The following is a 20,273-nucleotide window of genomic DNA, read 5'->3' on the forward strand; positions in this document are numbered from 1 at the left end:
AATCCAATGATTGCTCCTGCAATCCGGACAACCAATTTAATAGCCTTAATTAATACGCCATGTCTTCAGATCGCAGAAAATTCCTTAAACACCTGGGCACTTCCGTGTTGCTTACCTCCGCCTCGCTTACCAGTTTTGCCGCCCGTGAGGAGCAGGAAATACGAACCCTGCGCGCCCAAAAGCGCGTTGGCCCTAACGATAAAATTCGTATTGCAACCATCGGTATGGGCATTATGGGTTTTAACGATACCAATGCCGCACTAACCGTGCCCGGCGTGGAACTGGTTGCGGCCTGCGATCTGTACAAGGGCAGACTGGCGCGTGCAAAGGAGGTTTATGGTGCGGGATTATTTACCACCGAAGATTACCGCGACCTGATCATTGATCGTAAAGATATAGATGCAGTTATCATAGCCACCAGCGATAACTGGCACAGCCAAATTGCTATAGATGCAATGATTGCGGGCAAGGCGGTTTACAGCGAGAAACCCATGGTGCACCAGATAAGCCAGGGCCTTGCCGAAATAAAAACACAGCACGACACCAAGATGGTTTTCCAGGTGGGTAGCCAGCGGGTAAGCAGCATTGCGTATAAAAAAGCAAAGGAAATGTATGAAGCCGGGTCTATAGGCAAGATAAATTCTATCGAAGCATCTTTTAACCGACAGGATGCACTTGGCGCATGGCAGTACACCATCCCGCTGGATCAATCGGTACAAAACGTTAACTGGGCGCGGTTCCAGTCAAACGCCAAGGCAAAATACGATTACGACCCAAAACGTTTTTTCCGTTGGAGGAATTACCGCGAATATGGCACCGGCGTGGCGGGCGACCTGTTTGTGCATTTGCTTAGTGGCATACACTTCATTACCGGCTCTAAGGGGCCCGAAAAAATATACGCCATCGGCGATCTTTCTTACTGGAAAGATGGCCGCAATGTGCCCGATGTAATGAGCGCAGTAATACACTACGGCGAAACCAAGGAGCATCCGGCATTCCAGGTAACTTTAAGGGTTAATTTTGCCAGCGGCGACGGCGGATCGAGCACCACAAAAATAACAGGTTCGGAGGGTGTGATAGACCTGGGTGGCGATGGCGAAGGTTTCACCATCCGTAAGAACAAAATGACGCAGGCACCCGGCATCGGCGGCTGGGATTCGCTCTCCACCTACACCGAAGCGCAACAGAAAGCACTAATAGACGATTACAATAAACGCTATACCGAGGCGCAAAAAACACGACAGAAATTTCCTGACGTTATCTACAAAGCACCTGATGACTATAATGCCTCCAACGACCACTTTGCTAATTTCTTCGATTCGGTACGCAACGGCACCAAGGTTGTAGAAGATGCCGTGTTCGGTTTCAGGGCCGCGGCTCCGTGTTTGGCTTGCAACGATAGCTACTTTGAGAACAGGGTTATCCGTTGGGATGCAGAAAACATGAAGATAGTATAAGGATGGTTTAAATATCGAACACCGAATGTCCAATTTCGACTAATGAAGGAAAAATACTTCGATGTTGGATATTCGAAATTCGGTGTTCTAAATGCTTTTTTCTATTTCAGGATGGTTACCCAACCGGCTAAAACGCTGCGGAAAGTATGCGTATCAATTGTGTAATAATACGTGCCTGCGGACAGCGCGCTCCCCTGATAAGTACCATCCCATGGTTTACTATAACCTGTGCTTTGGTAAAGTAGTGTGCCATTGCGGTTAAATATCGAAACCGTACTATTGGGATAGTTCTTCAACACAGGTATCTGCCAGTAATCGTTTACACCATCCCCATTGGGTGTAAAGGTATTTGGGATGGTTATGGCACAATCACCATCGGACAGCAAGCGGGCTATGAATGGGTTCGACTTGGCAACCGGGTTGATAACGCATTTGCCACCGCTGCTCATGAGGCAGGTGACCATATCGCCGTTGGCCAGGTTGCTGGTGCTGAAAGTTGCGCTATTACCGCCCACATTATTGCCGTTTACCTGCCATTGATAACGCGGGCTATTGGGCCCAGGCTGTACGTTTTGGGTGATGGCGGTAAAATCAAGTCGGCTACCCGGGCAAATTGGCTCGGTAGACGAAGCAAAAATGGTCACTGATGTGGTAACTGATGGCGCAGCCTTAATAGAGGCCGCTGCAGATGGGGCAGAGGTAATAGGCGCACAACCGTCATTATTGGTAACCTTGCAGGTTATGTTATCCCCGGTTGCCAGTTCTGAACTGGTAAACTCATCGCCTCCCCTGTATTTTTCTACACCGTTTACATACCATATATATACCGGATTAAGGCCTCCGTTTTGTGCCGTAGCAGTGTACTTAACCGGGAACCGTTCGCACGTATCTATGAATCCCGGACTTACGACAACCGTTGGCGTGGGCAGTTTTTTGGCGGTGATGGTGAAAGTAACGCTGGCATCGTCATAAGGGCTCAGGTTATCATGCGCGGTAAGCACCAGGTTAACCGTTTGGCCGTCGCTCAATACCGTGCCTGCCGCCGGCGTTTGCGTAAAAGTAAATGCGTTTGCGCAGGTGCTTTTGGCGGTTGCGGCTTTGGTATAATCTGCAACTATGGCCGGGCAAATATCCAGGTAGGGGATAACTACCGGGTCGTACTTGCCGTTTATCGTAATGGGGCTGGTTATGGCAATCGGGATATTCTTTTTGGTTTTGTTGCTGTAGCTGGTATTATCCAAATAGCCCGCTATGCCGCTACCTGCAATGGTGCTTACTATGCCGCCAGGAGTTATCCTGCGGATGCGGTGGTTGTCCTGGTCGGCAATGTAGAGATTGTCCTGCGGGTCTATACCGATGCCCTGCGGGTTGTTGAACGATGCCACCGTTGGCCCATCCCCATCAACCGCGCCAATACGGCTTGCGCTGCCCGCAAATATCGAGAGCGTGCCGTCGGGCGTAATTTTATAAATTTTTGGCTCGGTCGACCCAATAAACGCATTGCCTTTACTATCCACTACCAGTCGGGTAAAATGCAATAGCGGGTCGGTTTTGCGGTAGATGGTAGTTACTGCCCCCGTGGGCGTAACCCTGCGTAGCGTATTGATATCGTTAGGGTCGAAACTGCTCACATACAAATCGCCATTTGCGCCAAAATACAGGCCTGAGATTCCATTAAAATCGGCAGCAGCACCCGTGCCATCTGTAATTTGCTCTTTGCCACTACCGGCAAATACTACCGCGCTGCCTCCATCGGGTGCAATTTTATAAATGCGCGTTTTATCTGATACATACACATAGCCAGCTTTATCAACCGCCACGGCAGTGCTGTAAACCGGGTCGAAATCGTTAAAAGCAATTAGCTGCTCGTAAGCAAAAGTACTAACTGTTCCATCGGGCATAATTTTACGGATGAGCGCATTGCCTACATCGCATACGTACACGTTCCCCTGCGCATCAGTTGTTATGGTAAGCACCTCCCTGCTAAAACCCGCAACCTTTGCCTTGCCATCGGCTTTGCCCGGCTGCCCGCTTCCGGCAAGCGTGCCTACGCGGCCATCGGCAGCAATACTGCGTATGCGGTAGTTCCCCTTATCGGGAATATACATTTTGCCCGATGAGGCATCAAAGACGATGTTGGAGGGATAATTGAATTGTGCACTCAAAGGATCGAACGGGTCGGGCCCGAAACTTGAGGTAACCACGGGCGACTGCAGCCCAACATCGGCACAGGTATAGGTATTCCGCTCTACGGTAGATATACTCTTTTGCAGGTTGTGCTCGGGCGTTATATCGGCAAGCTGACCGGGCGTTATGGTTACGTTGCCCGTTTCATCCAACGGAATCACAACCGGGTTCGCTTTAGGTTTAATTTCCGGGTACACTACTACCGGCGGCACTTCCGTAATAACCAGTTGTTGCGTTGCCCGCGGCGCGTCATAATAATACGGGTTGCCAGGTTGATCAGCATAAATATAAACAGTGCCGGGACCAAGTATATGCACTTTCCCGTCGGCAATGGATGCTATACTGATGTCGCTGGTGCTTAAAGTATAGGGTAAAGTGGGGTTGCTTCGTGTTACGTTTACCAGGAAATCGGGGTCGGTTTCTTTTTTTACAGGGATTGGGGCCAGCGTAAGCGATTGGGGTTGGCGGGTAAATTCGTTCACCTGGATACTGACGGAATATTGCCCCTGACCTTCGGTATTATAACCTACAATCGTGTACAACGTAAGCGGCGAGGGGGCAGTAGGCGTACCGCTGATGGTACCCGTAGTTGCATCAAAACTAAGGCCGGGCGGCAGGGCCGGGAATATCTGGAAGCCGGTAGTGCACACCTTTCTGATGAGGTTGTTGCCGGAATCGGCCACATATAAATATCCCGCATCATCCAGGCAAATACCTGCCGGCTTGTTGAATAGGGCCGACGAGCCAACACCATCTACCGGGCCGGTTTTGCCTTCATTGCCGGCAAGCCAACTTACAAAATTTTCGCGCACACCATACCGGCGAATAATGTGGTTCCCCATGTCTGACAAATACATTGTTCCCACCGGTGCAATCGCTATTCCAAACAAATTTTGAAAAACGGCCGTTTTTGCATCGCCATTAAATGCGCCACGAGATTGGTTTACACCTAAATAGGTGCTTACTACGGCCGAAGGATTCACTTTCCTGACCATCTCCCCATCAACTACATAGAAGTTTTCGTCCGGACCGACGGTTATACCACTTATAGCGCCAAATCTGGCTACTTCGCCCGGGCCATCAAAGCCGGTACCTGGCCCCCGGCCCTGCCCGCTACCTGCAAAACTGCTGAGGTACTGCCCCGGCAACTGCCTTACCCGTAAATTATAGGTATCGGTAATAAACAGTGTGCCATATTTATCTATGGTAATGCCGGTAGGGAAATTCACGATGTTGTTAGACATCCCAGCAACCCCGGGCGTACCCGCGTAAACGCTCACTACCCCGGCAGGCGTAATCTTACGAATGAGCTGGTTTTGCTGATCCACCACGAATAAGTTCCCCGCCGCATCCAGCACCAGCCCTGTGGGGTAAGCAAATTTTGCTGCCGTGCCCGCGCCATCGGCATAGCCTTCCGCACCGCTACCGGCCAGGGTAATCACAGTGCCGTCGGGCGCAATCTTACGGATGGCGTTATTACCGGCATCTGCCACGTATAAATTACCTGCGGCATCAAGCTTAATATCCATGGGCGAATTAAAGCTCGCCAGTTTCCCTTTACCATTTACCAGGCCAGCATTGCCCGAGCCTGCAAACGTAGTTACCTGCCCATATATATATGGCGGTACCGGCCCGCTGGTTGGCCTGAAATTGGGTGCCAGTGGCGTAATGGGCGTGCCCATATAGTACTGCTGATCGGGCAGATCCCTAAACCGGGGGAGCTGCGCATAGGCCTGACCAGCCGCTAAAAAAGCAGCAATGTAGCAACACATGTGTTTTATCCATCTCACCAGCCTGTTTTAAGCATTTTGTAAAACGCCCATCTTTATTTCAGTATCGTTATCGGGCCGCTAAGGGGCGGGCGACCTGTTTTTAGGTTAATCATGTAATAGTAAGTGCCCGCCGCCAGCTTTTTGCCGTTAAGGACTCCGTCCCAAACTTTGGCGTAGCCGATTGAATGGTAAACCAATTTGCCGTAGCGGTTAAAAATAGAAAAGTCGCAATCCGGAAAGCTGCTTAGCTCGGGTATTTCCCATAAATCGTTTACGCCATCGCCATTCGGCGTAAAGGCAGTAGGTATTTTTATGGCACATTCCGCATCTGTTTTTACCCGTACCATGATGGGGGTTGATGATACCACCGGATTAACTGCGCATTTGATATTGCTGGTCACCTCGCAAACTACCTCGTCGCGGTCAACCAGATTGTTGGCAGTAAATATGGCGCTATTACTGCCCCTTGGGTTACCGTTTACCTTCCATTGGTAGGTTGGCATATTACCTGTAATTTGTGCATTATTGCCGGGGCTTGCTGTAAACGTAACCGCCACGCCAGGGCATATGGCATCGGTAAGCGAGGCCGAAACCATTACAGAAGTAAGCACAGATGGTTCGGTAGAAACCGGGTAAGCTGCAGAAGGGTCAGAATCTACGGGTTCGCAATAATCATGATTGGTTACTACGCAGGTTACCCTATCGCCGGTTTTGAGGGTACTCGATGTAAAATCTTTACCGCCTGTATATGCGGTTGTACCATTCACCAGCCAGTTATAGGTAGCCTGCGTGCCTTCGCCTTGAGTTGTTGCCGTAAACGATATAGGGCCGCCATCGCAACGGGCGGCTGTGGTTGGTGCAATGGTAATAGCAGGCTTTGGCAATGGTACAGCAGACACAATAAAAGTTTGGTCTTTTGTTTGCCCCAGGTTATCTTTTGCCGTTAAGGTAACAGTTACCGGCTGGCCAATAGTAACAGGTGTGCCTGCTTGTGGCTGCTGGGTAATATCAATATGGTTAGCGCAGGTGCTTAAAGCGCGGGCATCTGTAGCATAGTCGGGCAGTATGGCAGGGCAGCTCGCCGCAGCGGGTATACTCACATCTGTTTGTGTTGTGCTGAATTTAAGCTCGCTCACAATGGTAACGTTTACCGTTACCTTTGCCGCGTTGCTCTTGTTGGTATTATCTTTTGGGCCGGGCTGGCCGCTGCCTGCTATGGTGGTAACTTTGCCGGCGGGGGTAATTTTTCGAATGCGATGATTATCAGAATCGGCAATGTACAGGTTATCTGATGGGTCGATGGCTATGCCCTGGGGATTATGAAACCTGGCTTTCTGTAAGTTGCCATCTGCATAGCCTTCCGAGGAGCCGCCTGCATAAATCGAAAACTGGCCTCCCTGCGTAATTTTATAAATAACCGCACCAGAGGAGCCCACAAATATATTACCCTTGCTATCAACCACCAAGCGCGCAAAACCGGCGGCAGATGGCACAACGTAAATGGTGCTGACTACGCCATTCGGCGTTATTTTATAAACACCATTGCCATTGTTATAAGCATTAGTACTTACAAACATGTTGCCGTTCCTGTCAAATGTTAAACCCGTTATCCCGGCAAAACTGCTGGCAAAACGCGTAGCGGTACTGCCATCAGGCGATACTTTGTAAATATTTGCCTTGTCGGCAATGAAAACATTGCCGGAGGCATCTATGGCAATAGACTCGGGCGTGAATGTATTGCCCCGGTTAGCTATCAGCAAAGCGTCCATGGCAAAAGTTACCGTAACGCCATCGGGGGTTATTCGTCTTACGGTATTGTTGAATACATCACACACATAGGTGTTACCTTGGGCATCATTGGCCAAAGAGAGCAGGTTGGCGCTAAAGCCAACATTTGCCCCAACACCGTCGCGGTAGCCGTTTACGCCGCCTGCCAGGGTGGTAACCCTGGTATCGGTGCCATATTTCCGTACCTTAGTAAAAGCCTGGTCTGATACATAAAGCACTCGAGACGAAGCGTCGTACGAAATAGCACTGGGTTCGTCAAATTCGGCGTTCAGCGGATCGGCCGGGTCTGGGCCATAGCCAGCGCCTATGGTAATAGCCTGCACGCCTACATCCTCGCAGGTAAAATCTTTAGTTGGCCTTACCGTAATGGCTAAAGGCGGGGTTTGCGGCCCGGGCGTAATTTTTGCCAGCTGCTCTGCGGTTACGGTGTAGTTGCCAAACTGATCCAAAGCAAATGTAAACGGCCCGGGTTGGGCCTCCACCGTTGGCTTGGCAAAATCAGGCTCGGGGCCAACTTTTATTTCTTGTGGCACCGGCACGGCTGCATCATAGTCGGTATTACCCGCTTGTATAGCTGTAATAATTGCGGTGCCCTCACCTGTTAAATGTATCTTGCCATTGGCAATGGTGGCTACTGCAAAATCGCTGCTGGTATAGGTAATGGGTATGGTTGGGTTGGTGCTGAAAGCGCCCGGAGAGATGTCCGGATCGCCCACCCGGGCATCAGCCAAAGGGCCAAAAGTAATCGTTTGGGGTTTCAACTGTGCTTCGCGTACCTCGAGCGAAAACGTGTAGGCGCCTTTCCCAGATGTGTTATAAGCTAAAACCGAATAATTGGATGCCTGTATTTTCGACAGCGGCGTGCCGCTTATCTCGCCGGTAGTGCCATTGAAAGTGAGGCCCGGCGGCAGGGCAGGCGAAATGGTATAGCCGGTTGTAGTTATTTTACGTATTACATTATTGCCTTGATCAGCAACGTACAGGTTGCCCTGGTTATCAATTTCGATGCCTGCCGGGCCATTGAGGGAACCGCCGGGGATATTGATCACCAGATTATCTGTGCCTAATCGCCTGATGATGCCACTACCATAATCGGCCACAAATATCGTCCCTGCCGCATCGCGCACGATGCCCGATGGCAAGCTAAACCTTGCGCTCAGGAAAAGGCCATCCCAATCTCCGCTGAAGAAACTTCCTGCTACCGTTTTTACATTATTATCGTCGTCTATGCCACGGATGTGCGAATCGTCGCCCACATAAAGAAGGCCATTACCGTCATAATATACGGCAATGGGCGCATTTAGTTTTGCAGCGGGGCCTTGCCCGTCTACCCAACCTGCAACGCTGCCTGCTACGTCTGCCGTAGTGCCATCCAGCCCAAGATGACGTATGCGGTTATTACCGTAATCGGCAACAAAAAGGCCGCCTGTTTTATCAACCGCGAGGCCGGTTGGTTGGTTGAAACGCGCAAACGAGCCTTGCGAATTCACCAGCCCCGATGCACCCGGCAAACCAGCCAGGGTACTCACCGTACCAGCCGGGGTAATCATCCTGACGGTGTGGTTATTCCGGTCGGCCACAAACACGTTGCCCAACTTATCTATAGTTATACCGGTTGGCGCATTAAATGTTGCCGTAAGATAAGCACCATCTGTAGAACCTGCGGCCCCGGTGCCCGCAAAGGTAGATACATCGCCAGCAGGTGTTATCTTGCGTATCTTGTTATTGCCTACATCGGCCACATACAAATTCCCCGCAGCATCAAACTTAAGGCCGAACGGTGCTTTAAAACTGGCCTGTAGGCCATTTGCATCGGTAGCACCGGGCGTACCGCTACCGGCAAAGGTGGTTATCTGCCCAAAAATGGTTGCCGGCACTGCGCCGCCCTGCTGGGTTGGTCTCAGCGGTGTTATAGGTGTACCCACTCTAAAGCTTACATCCGGGTAGGAAAATTTTGGTGCCTGTCCATAGCTTTGGTTTACGGCCATAATGGCCATTATGCAGGTAACGATATGAGATATCCGTTTCAGCACGGGTTAGGCATCATTTTATCTTTCTGGGCGTTACACCTTCGTTAGTAATTTTTACAGGCAATATCAGCCCGTTGGCATTAAACACCATTTTATCTATACAGGTTACACGGTGGTTGCCATCGGTTTCGGTTAATGGGCGGCGATGGTAAACAATATACCAATCGTCGGTACCCGGTACATTAATTACCGAGTGATGACCCGCGCCGGTTGCCACACTTGGGTCCTGCTTTAAAATCACATCTATCTTTTTGAAGGGACCGTTTACGTTATCGCCAACGGCATAGGCTACGCGATAATCGGGGCCTGTCCAGCCCCCTTCGCTCCACATAAAGTAGTATTTGCCTTTACGGGTAAACATTACCGGGCCCTCTACGTAACCTTCAGGCGTAATCTCGCGGAATAGGGTGCCATCGGCAAGGGGTACTATGGCGGTAAAATCGCTGTTCAGCTTCGCGATATTGCAATGCTGCCAGCCGCCATAAATAATGTAGTACTGCCCGTCGGTATCCTTAAACACAAATTGGTCTATTGGCTGTGCACCGTTGTAAAATTTATCTATCAAAGGCTTGCCCAAATAATCTTTGAATGGGCCTTCGGGCTTATCGGCAACAGCAACGCCTATGCCGCCAAGTGTTTGGTCGTTCTGGATATCATTGGCACCAAAAAAGAAGTAGTATTTGCCGTCTTTTTTAACAATGGCGGGTGCCCACATGGCGCGTTTTGCCCATTTCACATTGGAGGAATCGAGCACGTTGGCGTGCTTGGTCCAGTTCACCAGATCGGGCGAGGAAAAGGCATCGAAATGAACCTGCTTTTCGTACTTATCAGAGTAAGTTGGATAAACCCAATAATTTTTACCAAAAATGGTAGCTTCCGGGTCGGCATACCAACCTTGTGCAATGGGGTTGCCCGATGTTTTTTTCTTAGCAGATTTTTGTGCCGATGCGAATTGAGGTGCAAGGGCCGATAGTAAGGATATAGTTATAAGTATTCGTTTCATGCTTATTTTAACGATGCTACGATGTAGCCGATTAATTCTTTAATATAAATGTTCCATTTGCCAAACACGCCGGTATCGGGCCATATATCCATAAAAGATACGCTGCCACGGTTGGTTGTATCATAATCGCAAGGATAAGCCACAACCGGGATGCCCGCCTTTTTGAAAATGAGCAGTGCCCGCCGCATATGGAAAGCCGATGTAACCAACAGGTAAGGCGGTTTTAATCCTGATTTTTGCAGGAGGGGTTTAGAGAGCGAAGCATTTTCGAAAGTATTACGGGCATGGCTCTCTATCAGTACCAAACTATCGGGGATGTTAAGCTTACGCAACTCTGCCTGCACGAATAACCCTTCCTGGAAACCATCGGGGTTGAGGTTGCCATTGCCGCCGGTAAACAACAGATGCGATGCAGTACCCGCCTGCAGCAGTTTTACGGCCTCGGTGTAGCGGTCGTCGGCATCGTTGAAAAAGCCATGCTTATTCTCATCCTCAGATACGAATCCGCCCAATAAAATAATGCTGCTGAATTTGGTATTGCCGGGGTTATAAGCCTTTACATCCCATAGGTTTGAGTAATACTTAACCAGCAAGGGGTTGCCGAAAACATAAATAATGACCACCGCAGCAATCAGCATTTTACGCCGCCTTTTAAGGTTTTGGGTGACGATGGCATACACCAGCAAACCAAAAGCCCACATAAAAGGCAGTATCAGGATATATAATACTTTGGAGAGGATAAAATACATGGCTTTAAATGGCGGTACAATTTAACTTATTTTTATGTTAAACGGGGTGTAACCTGCAATTTATTATACGCGTCTGATAACTGAAACGAAACAGTTTGAACGCAGGAAGCAAAAAGGGGCGAATGCGTTTGCACAAGATGGTGAGTGATGACAGGCCCGTGGCGTTTAAGTACGCCCGGGCTTTATTATATTAAATTGGCGGCGCCATATGGTAAGCTAAGTGATTTAGTTGACTGGCAATTAATTTTAACATTCGTAACCTCAGGGGTTTCATGTATATTTGTTTATGATTGCTAGCATTAGTCATAAAGGACTGCGCCTCCTTTGGGAGAAGAATAATCCTGCTATACTACCGTCAGAACAAATAGATAAAATTAAGCGTGTGCTTTCTGCATTAGATACTGCCAAAAATCTAGATCCGATAAAAGCAATACCCGGTTACAGGTTGCATTTGCTAAGTGGAGAATTAAAAGGTTTTTGGTCGGTAACCATTACCGGAAATTATCGCATAATTTTTAGGTTCGAGGACGAAAATGCTTTCGATATTGATTACGTCGATTACCATTAAAAAAATCAGCAATGGAACGTGAAATGCCACCCGTACATCCCGGAGCCGTGCTTCGTGAAGACATATTAAAGGAAATGAAGCTGTCGATTACAAAAGCAGCAGATGGCCTTGCCGTAAGCAGGAAACAATTATCTGAAGTAGTGAATGAGGTTTCTGCCATTTCCGCAGAAATGGCCGTGCGCCTGGAAAACGGTTTTGGCGTTAGCGCAGAGTTTTGGCTTGATATGCAAAAGAAATACGATATCTGGAAGGTAAAGCAAAGCGGCCGGGCCGGGAACGTACGTCGTATGCACTCCGCCGAACCGGCCGCCTGATTTTTATCTACACCACCACGTTTTCCATCCCGTATTGCTTTAATACATCTGCAGGTACGCCTTCCCATTTGTTGGGCGAGTTGCCTGCGAAGCCAATGTCTTGTATCCCCATTTTCGTAGTGAAGAAGCCGGTGGCGGTTAAATCGCGCATGCGGTTAAAGAACGCTACGCCTTGCTGCATTTCGGGCTTGGCCTTCGCAGGGTAGGCGATCTGGTCTACCAGTTGTATTTGCTGCGCAGAAGTACTCGCTACGAAAGTTTTGCCAAAGCGGTTAAGGCATTGCACATCCAGCCAGCGTAAGCCGCCGCGCATGGGCAGCTGGTGCTCGGGTATATCTTTTACAATGAATTCTATGAATTCAGGCACTTTGGCATCCGTTGCACTGCCCGATTTATCATCTTTCGGGATGATGATATCTGCCAGCACAGCTATGGTAGCCATTTCATGGTCGGTAAAAAACTTATCGGCCAACAGCTTCTTTTCCCGTTCAACTTCTGCGGGTTGGCGGCCGGGCGTAGCGGCAGCACCATCGGCTACGGTTGCCGGTGCGTTGTTATTATCGGGCGTTTTGCAGGCATCCAGCAATACCGTTGCCGATAGGGTGCCCAGGCCAAGTGCTTTTAAGGAGTCGCGTCTGTTCATGATGCGTTATATATTAAGTTTTTTACGTTGAGCCAAAATATAATCTGCGGTGCGCATGCTTAGTGCCAGGATGGTCCAGGTGGCATTTTTATCGCCCTGCTGCACAAAAGGTGCGGCATCTACCACGAACAGGTTGCGGCAATCATGTGCCTGGCAATACTTGTTCAATGCCGATTTGGAAGGATCGTTGCCCATGCGGATAGTACCAACCTCGTGGATGATCTTGCCCGGTGCTTCCAATCCGTAATTGGTGTCTGCCCCTTGTTTAGGGCCGTGTATGGCACCCATGTTATGCAATACCTCTTCAAAGGTATCCTGCATGTGCTTGGCCTGGTTAATCTCGTCGTTTGTCCAGGTGTAGTTGAAACGCAGCACCGGGATGCCGTATTTATCTACCACATTAGGGTCTATCTCGCAATAATTCTCTTTACGCGCAATAGCGGTACCCCTGCCGGCCATGCCCACCTGCGTGCCAAAAAAGCGGCGGTAATCATCCTTAAGCGATGCGCCGTAACCACCGGCATCTTTGGTTTTGCCGTTCCTGTCGGGCACTAAACCATTCATATTTTGCATGCCGAAGCCGAAGCCGTAAGATGGCATATGCAAGCCACCGCCGTATTCGATATGGTACCCACGCGGAAAGTTGAGTTTCTTATTATCCAGCCACCAAGGCGAGTAGATGTGCACGCTGCCTACGCCATCTTCGTTATAGCGTTTGCGATCTAGCAACTGCGGCAAAAAGCCACCTGCGCTCGAGCCAGTAGAATCGTGCAGGTACTTGCCTACCACACCGCTGCTGTTGGCCAAACCGCCCGGATGTGCTGATGATTTGGAGTTGAGCAATATACGCGCAGATTCGCCCGCGCTGGCACCCAGTATTACCGTTTTGGCATTTACCTGGTACTCCTGCATATCATCTTTGCTAACGTACGATACGCCCGTGGCCAGGCCGTCCTTATCCGTCAATACCTCGCGCACCATTGCGTTGGGTATAACTTTTAGGTTGCCCGTTTTGATGGCCGGGATAACCAGGCAAGATGATGCCGAGAAATCGCCATAGATTTTGCAGCTGCGCCCGCATTGTCCGCAGAAAAAACACGCACCGCGGTCTTTATTGCCCGGCAGGGCTTCGGTAAGTACCGAGCCGCGGCCCGGGATAACCTTTACACCCGCTTTGCGCGCACCCTGCGTTATAAACAGTTCGTTTAAGCGCGGTTTTGGCGGAGGCAAAAAGATGCCATCCGGTTCGCTTTCTATATTTTCTTTGGTGCCATAGATGCCTATCAGCCTGTCTACTTTATCGTAAAAGGGTTTTACATCGTCATAGGTTATTGGCCAGGGGTCGGTAAGGCCGTCTGTCGGTTGGAAATCCTGCGGACCCATCCTCAGGCTGATGCGGCCCCAGTGATTGGTACGCCCACCCAGCATACGCGAGCGGAACCAGTAAAATTCTGTTTTATCTGTTGTAGTATAAGGTTCGCCTTCTATTTCCCAGCCACCGAATGCCGCATCGAAATCGCCGAACGGACGGGTGCTACTTGCACCCCTGCGAGCCGATTCCCATGGCCATTTCAACTGCATCGAGTCTTTTTGCGGGTCGAAGAACGGGCCGGCCTCCAGCATTAAAACCTTAACGCCTGCGTTGGCCAGTACATAGGCAGCCATACCACCGCCTGCGCCCGAACCAACCACCACCACATCGTACGTGGTACCTGATTTTTTTATCTGTAAATCTTCCATCTGGAAATATCCCGGTTAATGGGTTTATAAATGGCTTAACTATAGTTGTTTAATTTTGATATTCTTGTAGCAAACTACCGCGCCGTGGCCTTGTAACGCAATATGGCCCTTAGGGTATTTGGCAAAATCTGCCCAGGTTTTGAATTTGCTGGCGTTCAGCATTTCCGTCCACTCGGGGCTGCCTATGGTTACGTCAACGGTTTGTACGCCATTAAGCCAAAAAGTAAGGTGGCCATTTTCTTTACGCAATTTTACTTTGTTCCACTGGCCCGCTGGCTTTGCTGCGGTAGCCGGGGCGCCCTTCATATCATATAAGCTGCCTGCCAGGTGGGTAGGGTTTTTATTGTCTTCAGCCTCCTTGTTATCCAGCACCTGCATTTCTATACCGGTAAGGTAAGTGGCGCCCAATTTCGGGTCTTCGTGCACGCCGAAGATGATGCCGCTGTTGCCGCCCTCGGCAATTTTCCAATCTATGCTTAGCTCAAAGTTTTCATATTCGGCATCGGTAAGCAAATCTGCTGCCTCTGCAGATTTCGGGTCGAGCTGCAAAGCACCATCAACTACCGACCATGCGCCTGCGCCTGTTTTATTGTAAGTATGCCAACCGGTGGTGGTTTTGCCATCGAATAATTTCACCTGTTTTTGGGCAGATGCCGTGAAACCGATTACCGATAATGCCAAAGCGCTTAAGATTAATTTTTTCATACTGTTTCGTTTTAGCAGCACGAGCGGGCTGCGTTTTTGTTTAGTTTGGTAGTAAAAGTAGTATTTATTTTATTGGATGCTACGTTAACGCGCAATCAATCTAAAAAAGTATCAATCCCAATAAAGGTAAGCACAGGGAAAGGTGCCATATGAATTATCGAGCCCCTTTCCCGGTATGTTATCTTTACAGCTTTGGTATCCTGGTAGGCGCATCTTTACCGGCTACTATAGAGCGCGAACTTAAGGCGATGGCCCTTATGGTTGCCACGATGTTGCTTACATCCATACTGCTGAATTCATCTTTAACGGTATGATACAGTTTATCGGTGTCGATCTGGTCGGTACTGATGGTGTGCGCGGGCACGCCCAGAGCGGCGAGGGTTGCGTTATCGCTGCGGTAGAAGAGATTCTGTTGCGGATACGGGTCGGGGTAGAATTTGAAGGCGGTGCCCTCCAGGTTGCTTTGTAATATCTTGCCAAAATCCGACCGCTCGTACCCGGTGATAAACGCCGAGTTCTCGCCGAACTTGGAGGCCTTGCCTATCATCTCGATGTTGAACATGGCTACCACTTTATCAGGGTCCATTTGTTTAGAGAAATACTGTGAGCCATAGCCGCCAATTTCCTCTGCCGTAAAGGCTACGAAGATGAGCGTACACTCGTTGTTGTTCAGTTTTTTGTAGTATTTGGCCAGTTCAATAACAGCCGTTGTGCCCGATGCATCATCGTCGGCACCGTTGGCGATGCTATCACCATCCATAGGTTTAATGATGCCCAGGTGATCGTAATGGCCCGAGAATACTACATACTCATCTGGCTTTGATTTGCCTGGGATCATGCCCGCAACGTTGAAGAGCGGCTTTTCTTCGGTTTTGGCTTCGTAACTAACGGTTAGTGATTTTACATCATCCATACCGGCCATCACAAAAACAACAGGGTTATCTGTGTTGGCATCGCCCTTAAAAGAAGTGCCGCCGCGTTTTGCGCGCGCAACCAGCCTTTTAAACATAGCCGAGTAGCTGGTATCTACCAGTACGATACTCGTCTTGTTGTTCTTTAATATTGCCTGGTATTCGGCTCCCAGGTTTTTACCGGCGGCAATCTTCACAACCTCTACGCCATCAAGGCTAGCCCAATTGAACGAGCTCGATGCGTTTATGGCAAACTTATCTGCCGGCAATTCGCTGCCGTTAAGGGTAACCTTAGCACTTACCGGCGTTGTGCGTAGCATGCTGAAGTTCTGCCTGAAGCCTTTTGCGCCTGCAAGCGGCTTTATGCCCGCAGCCTTAAACTCGCCCTCGATAAAAGTTGCCGCTTTATCAATACCTGGCGTAAACGTTCCGCGGCCTTGCATATCATCGGCACTAAGGGTTTTGATGATGCGCTCCACATCATCCTGTTTGATCAGTTTATTAACGTTTTCGGAATAGCCGGTCTGGGCATGCAGCGCGGCTGGCAGTAAAGCTATTGCTGCAAGCGCGGCGTATAATTTAATCTTCATGTTATTTTACTTTTGATGATAACCAGTTGTTGCGGAAATCCTGTTGTTCTTTGGTTAATTCGCGGCCTGCTTTTTCAAACAGGACCACTTCGTAGGCCGGGTTTTCTTCCAGCGTGATGACGGTTTCGTGTATGCCTGCGCGATTTTTAAAGGTAACGGCAATTTTATCGCCAGGCTTTTTGCCTGCCATTACCTCGGTAAAGGCGGCGGCATCTTTAATATCCTTACCATCGGCTTTGGTTATCACGTCGCCTGCATCAATGCCTGCTTTGTATATTGGCGTACCTGCGGTGGTGTTAGATACGATGGCAAAACCATCTGCATCGCTCACACGCGCTTGGCCGGAACGGCCACGGCCACCGGCACCTCCTAAGGGGCCAACCCAGCCTTTGCCCGGCTGCGCACGGCGCAACAACAGGCCGGCTTTAGCCAGTAATGCCTCGTAATCATTCTTCTCTATTCCGTTTATGTAGCGTTTAAAGAAATCGGCGGCAAATTTGGGGTTCTTGGTGAGGCTGCCTAAATCAGATTGCAAATCGGCAATGGTATAAGGGCGCATGGTTTTACCCCTTGCCAGCCATACCTGGCGCATGTAATCATCCAGCGTGAGATGGAGCTCGCTGCGGAGGCGCAAATCGAGCGCGAGAGCCGTTGCTCCGCCATAGGTATAATAGCTGGTAAACATGTTAGTTTGGTTGTTCGGGTCGATAGATACGCCCGCATCGGCAAACACCGCGTAGCGGCTTGCATCGGCAGGGGAGTATTTTGCCGCGCCTTGTGTGTTCAGCACCTGGTTTACCAAACTAGCTACGGTGCGGGTATAATCTTCAACCGAGTTGATGCCTGCCCTGGCCAACACTAATTCGCCGTAGTATTGGGTAAAGCCCTCGGCAAACCAAAGCTCCGCACTTATATTGGCATGGGTAAAGTTGAATGGTTCCAATGATTTGGGGCGGATACGTTTCACGTTCCAGCTGTGGAAAAACTCGTGCGAGAACGTGCCTATCAACCTACTCTCTAAACCCTCAACCTTTGGCGCAGGCTGTACGATGATGGTAGAGTTGCGATGCTCCATGCCATCGCCCGATGTATTCGGGTGCACATCCTGCAAAAAGGTGTATTCGCCGTTATCGTAAACGGGCAGTTCGCCAAAAACGGCTTTTTCTTCCAGCACCATACGCTGCACCATTTTGGCAAAATTATCGATCACCGCCTGGTTATCGTCTGAGTGGGTGGTGAGGTTTATCTTCTCGGGCTTGCCGTTATTATCAACCGTCCAGCTGTTTACTTTGTAAGCCGATAGCTCTGTAGGGCTATCCATGAGGTATTGCAGGTCTGGCGCACTGTAAACATTATCTCCTTCGGGTTTCAATTGCGTTGCTACTTTCCAGCCGTATTTATCAGCATCGTTGAACTGTATCTTGATGGGCCTTTCGGTTTGCCCTTCGGCCCACATCAGCGTGGCGGGCATATTGAGGTGGGCGTGGCTGGCATCAACGCTGGCGTAGGTGCCATCTGTCCAGTTGGCAAAAAGGGTGTAGCTTATTTTTACGGTTTCGGTTGTTCCCTGTATCTCGTAAAAGTCGCCTTCTAATTGTTTGATAACTAATGGCACATTATCTGCACCTGTGGCTTTTAAGTTATAGATGTTCTTGCCGAATTCGTGCGTAGCGTAGCGACCGGGAGAGGAGCGGCTCATGTGTATTTTGAGTGCGCCGCCGGGTGCCTGCGGAATGGTAAGCAATACTTCTGCTTCGTGGTGTACGGCGTTGGGGAACGAAATGGTATAGTAAATGGCCTTTTGCTTTTGTGCCATAGCCGATACAGCCAGCAAAGACGCTGCCGTAAGCATAAATAGTTTCTTCATGAAATGGGTAAATTACGGCGTTGAAGTTAACATTTAATAGCTAAACGTTTTCTATCAATTTTATTACAGGAGAGAGAATGGTGAGTAGAGAGCAGTGAGTGGTTGCTAGAAGTACGCGCCTACCTTTCATAGATAAGTACTTTGTCTTTTTCTATAAAAGGATGCAAATGTGGAGAAATGCCATTTGACGATACAAAAAATATTAATCATAACGCTGCCGCCCGAAATCGAATTCGGATTGCGCTGTGATAACCCGCTTTCGCCGGTCGATGTCGGTATCCAAGGTATGGTCGTAAGTGCTGTCGGTAACGGCAATATCGCGGTCTTTATCCTTATCTGCAAAATGGATATTCGCCTCGGCAATCTTGGCTATGGCGGTATCATAAGGCCCTTTAGGCGACATGAGCTTTACGAACACCGGCAAACACTCGAACAGTATAAACAGGTACCCGATAAAGGAGATAGCCAGGTAAGTATCCAAATCGCGCGAGCCGTTTGTATTGTATGACAATTGGCCCAGTGCCCAGTTACGGTCGGCAAAACCCGCCACATTGGCCAGGCTATCCAACTGGTGCTCGTTGAAAAGACGGGTAGAATTAACACCCTCATAATCTTTGCGTTGGCTGAGGTAAGCATCCATCTGCCCCAGGTTATCGGTAACGGTTTTCAGGCGCTCTTCTTTCTCTTTAAGTACCTGCTCTTTTTGCTTGGCGTAGGTGCCATAGCCGGTGATACCGGATGTTTGATTGGTTTTATCCCCAAAAACCTCCTGATTTAGCTGAAAGCGAGAGCGGTTGATGTCGCGCTCCAGCGAATCTTTTTCCTTTTTCAGGTCCGTATTCTTACCAAGCTCCTGTGCATACTTCTGTGAGTAGGTTTTCTGCAATGAATCTATCTTACTGTGTTGCCCTTTTAGATAGGCTGTTTTGAGTTTCTGACGTATTTCTTTGTCGAAAATCTTCAGTTCGAGTGGGCGTGATATCACCACGCCAATCATAATGGCCAGTAATATACGTGGCGAAGCCTGCAATATCTGTGCGTTGGTGCTGCCCTCTTTGTTTATGCTGGATACGATGTATCTATCCATATTAAAGATGGCCGTGCCCCACAAAAGGCCGAAAAGTATAGCGAAGCCAACGGCAAAAGCATCGCCACTGAATACGAAATACATGGCATAACCACCTGATAAAGAAGCAAACAGGGCTGTAAAAAATATTGTAGCCCCTATACCTACGTATTTATTATGCTCTATGGGGTATTTCTTTAAAGTATCTATATGCGCTCCGGAGCAGAACCAAAAAAACCGGGTAATCTTCTTCATTTATACGATCAATTGTACTATATACAATTACCTATGAAACGCACTTAGCCTCTTATTGTTACAAAAACGGGCCAATTATTTGATGGAGAAAAAACATACCTTTGGCTAATAATTATATTTACGATGAAAGAAATTAGCGTACAGGAACTAAAAGAGAAATTAGATAGCGGCGAAGATTTTCAACTGATTGATGTTCGCGAGGATTTTGAGTATGAAACCTCTAACCTGGGTGGCAAGCATATCCCGCTGGGCGGCATACTGATAGAAGCCGACCAGGTTGAGAAAGACAAGCCGGTAGTAGTGATGTGCCGCAGTGGCAAACGCAGCTCGGTAGCTCTTCATCAACTTGAGGCACAGGGATATACCAACCTCTATAATTTAAAAGGCGGCATTTTAGCATGGCAAGCCGAAATTGACCCAACTATAAGCGTTTACTAACATGGGCAAGAAAATAGCGCTAAACGTACTGTACAATGTATGCATTTTTGTTGCCCTTGTTATTGGCTACGAGGGTGTAACGCGCGGGCATTACGCTTATTTGTTAGCCGCGGTTTTTATTGCAGCTGTAATTATAGCCCTAAAAATGAAGCTTATTAAAGAGGTAAAGGAATCCACACGGAAACCGTAA

General features: G+C 49.0%; 15 protein-coding genes. 5 read left to right on the top strand and 10 right to left on the bottom strand.

All coding sequences use genetic code 11. From position 1 onward, the window contains the following. Positions 1-59 precede the first annotated feature (59 nt). Positions 60-1,457 (top strand): Gfo/Idh/MocA family protein, encoded by a 1,398-nt coding sequence (locus tag E2R66_RS02125; RefSeq protein ID WP_133226825.1) that lies wholly within the window; start codon positions 60-62, stop codon positions 1,455-1,457. Between the two features lie 101 nt (positions 1,458-1,558). Here the strand turns inward: E2R66_RS02125 and E2R66_RS02130 are convergent, their stop codons facing one another. The 4 genes from E2R66_RS02130 to E2R66_RS02145 are packed head-to-tail and all read right to left on the bottom strand — an operon-like array spanning position 1,559 to position 10,986. Continuing rightward, the gene (locus tag E2R66_RS02130; protein WP_133226823.1) at positions 1,559-5,434 is read right to left on the bottom strand and encodes a T9SS type B sorting domain-containing protein; all 3,876 of its coding nucleotides are present in this window, start codon (positions 5,432-5,434) and stop codon (positions 1,559-1,561) included. Positions 5,435-5,469: 35 nt separating this feature from the next. Next, positions 5,470-9,237 carry a T9SS type B sorting domain-containing protein gene (locus tag E2R66_RS02135; protein WP_133226821.1) on the bottom strand — a complete coding sequence of 1,256 codons (3,768 nt, stop codon included), beginning with the start codon at positions 9,235-9,237 and terminating at the stop codon, positions 5,470-5,472. A gap of 10 nt (positions 9,238-9,247) precedes the next feature. Continuing rightward, the gene (locus tag E2R66_RS02140) at positions 9,248-10,237 is read right to left on the bottom strand and encodes a glycoside hydrolase family 43 protein (RefSeq protein ID WP_133226819.1); all 990 of its coding nucleotides are present in this window, start codon (positions 10,235-10,237) and stop codon (positions 9,248-9,250) included. Between the two features lie 2 nt (positions 10,238-10,239). Continuing rightward, complete coding sequence (locus E2R66_RS02145) at positions 10,240-10,986, bottom strand: YdcF family protein (protein WP_133226817.1); 747 nt, start codon at positions 10,984-10,986, stop codon at positions 10,240-10,242. Between the two features lie 286 nt (positions 10,987-11,272). On the opposite strand from E2R66_RS02145, the gene E2R66_RS02150 reads away from it, so the two are divergent. Together E2R66_RS02150 and E2R66_RS02155 are read left to right on the top strand one after the other, a co-directional pair. Beyond that, a complete protein-coding gene (locus E2R66_RS02150; RefSeq protein ID WP_133226815.1) occupies positions 11,273-11,554 on the top strand; it encodes a type II toxin-antitoxin system RelE/ParE family toxin in 282 nt (93 codons plus the stop codon). A gap of 11 nt (positions 11,555-11,565) precedes the next feature. After that, positions 11,566-11,868: a HigA family addiction module antitoxin gene (locus E2R66_RS02155; protein WP_133226813.1), complete on the top strand. Its 303-nt coding sequence runs from the start codon at positions 11,566-11,568 to the stop codon at positions 11,866-11,868. Positions 11,869-11,875: 7 nt separating this feature from the next. On the opposite strand, the gene E2R66_RS02160 is transcribed toward E2R66_RS02155, so the two are convergent. The 6 genes from E2R66_RS02160 to E2R66_RS02185 form a co-directional block, all read right to left on the bottom strand. After that, a complete protein-coding gene (locus E2R66_RS02160) occupies positions 11,876-12,511 on the bottom strand; it encodes a gluconate 2-dehydrogenase subunit 3 family protein (RefSeq protein WP_133226811.1) in 636 nt (211 codons plus the stop codon). 6 nt (positions 12,512-12,517) lie between these two features. Then, positions 12,518-14,251, bottom strand: a complete 1,734-nt coding sequence (locus E2R66_RS02165) for a GMC family oxidoreductase (RefSeq protein ID WP_133226809.1) — start codon at positions 14,249-14,251, stop codon at positions 12,518-12,520. Positions 14,252-14,290: 39 nt separating this feature from the next. Further along, on the bottom strand, positions 14,291-14,956 hold the full coding sequence (locus tag E2R66_RS02170) for a 3-keto-disaccharide hydrolase (RefSeq protein ID WP_133226807.1): 666 nt from the start codon (positions 14,954-14,956) through the stop codon (positions 14,291-14,293). A gap of 184 nt (positions 14,957-15,140) precedes the next feature. Beyond that, a complete protein-coding gene (locus E2R66_RS02175) occupies positions 15,141-16,457 on the bottom strand; it encodes a M20/M25/M40 family metallo-hydrolase (RefSeq protein WP_133226805.1) in 1,317 nt (438 codons plus the stop codon). Between the two features lies 1 nt (position 16,458). Further along, complete coding sequence (locus E2R66_RS02180; RefSeq protein ID WP_133226803.1) at positions 16,459-18,324, bottom strand: M61 family metallopeptidase; 1,866 nt, start codon at positions 18,322-18,324, stop codon at positions 16,459-16,461. A gap of 202 nt (positions 18,325-18,526) precedes the next feature. Next, the gene (locus E2R66_RS02185; protein WP_133226801.1) at positions 18,527-19,645 is read right to left on the bottom strand and encodes a DUF4407 domain-containing protein; all 1,119 of its coding nucleotides are present in this window, start codon (positions 19,643-19,645) and stop codon (positions 18,527-18,529) included. A gap of 123 nt (positions 19,646-19,768) precedes the next feature. Between E2R66_RS02185 and E2R66_RS02190 the strand changes: the two genes are divergently transcribed. Together E2R66_RS02190 and E2R66_RS02195 are read left to right on the top strand one after the other, a co-directional pair. After that, positions 19,769-20,083 carry a rhodanese-like domain-containing protein gene (locus tag E2R66_RS02190; RefSeq protein WP_133226799.1) on the top strand — a complete coding sequence of 105 codons (315 nt, stop codon included), beginning with the start codon at positions 19,769-19,771 and terminating at the stop codon, positions 20,081-20,083. A gap of 1 nt (position 20,084) precedes the next feature. Further along, positions 20,085-20,273, top strand: coding sequence for a DUF6358 family protein (locus E2R66_RS02195; RefSeq protein WP_133226797.1), 189 nt, complete (start codon positions 20,085-20,087; stop codon positions 20,271-20,273).

This window comes from Mucilaginibacter psychrotolerans, from assembly GCF_004519315.1.
Taxonomy (GTDB): Bacteria; Bacteroidota; Bacteroidia; order Sphingobacteriales; family Sphingobacteriaceae; genus Mucilaginibacter; species Mucilaginibacter psychrotolerans.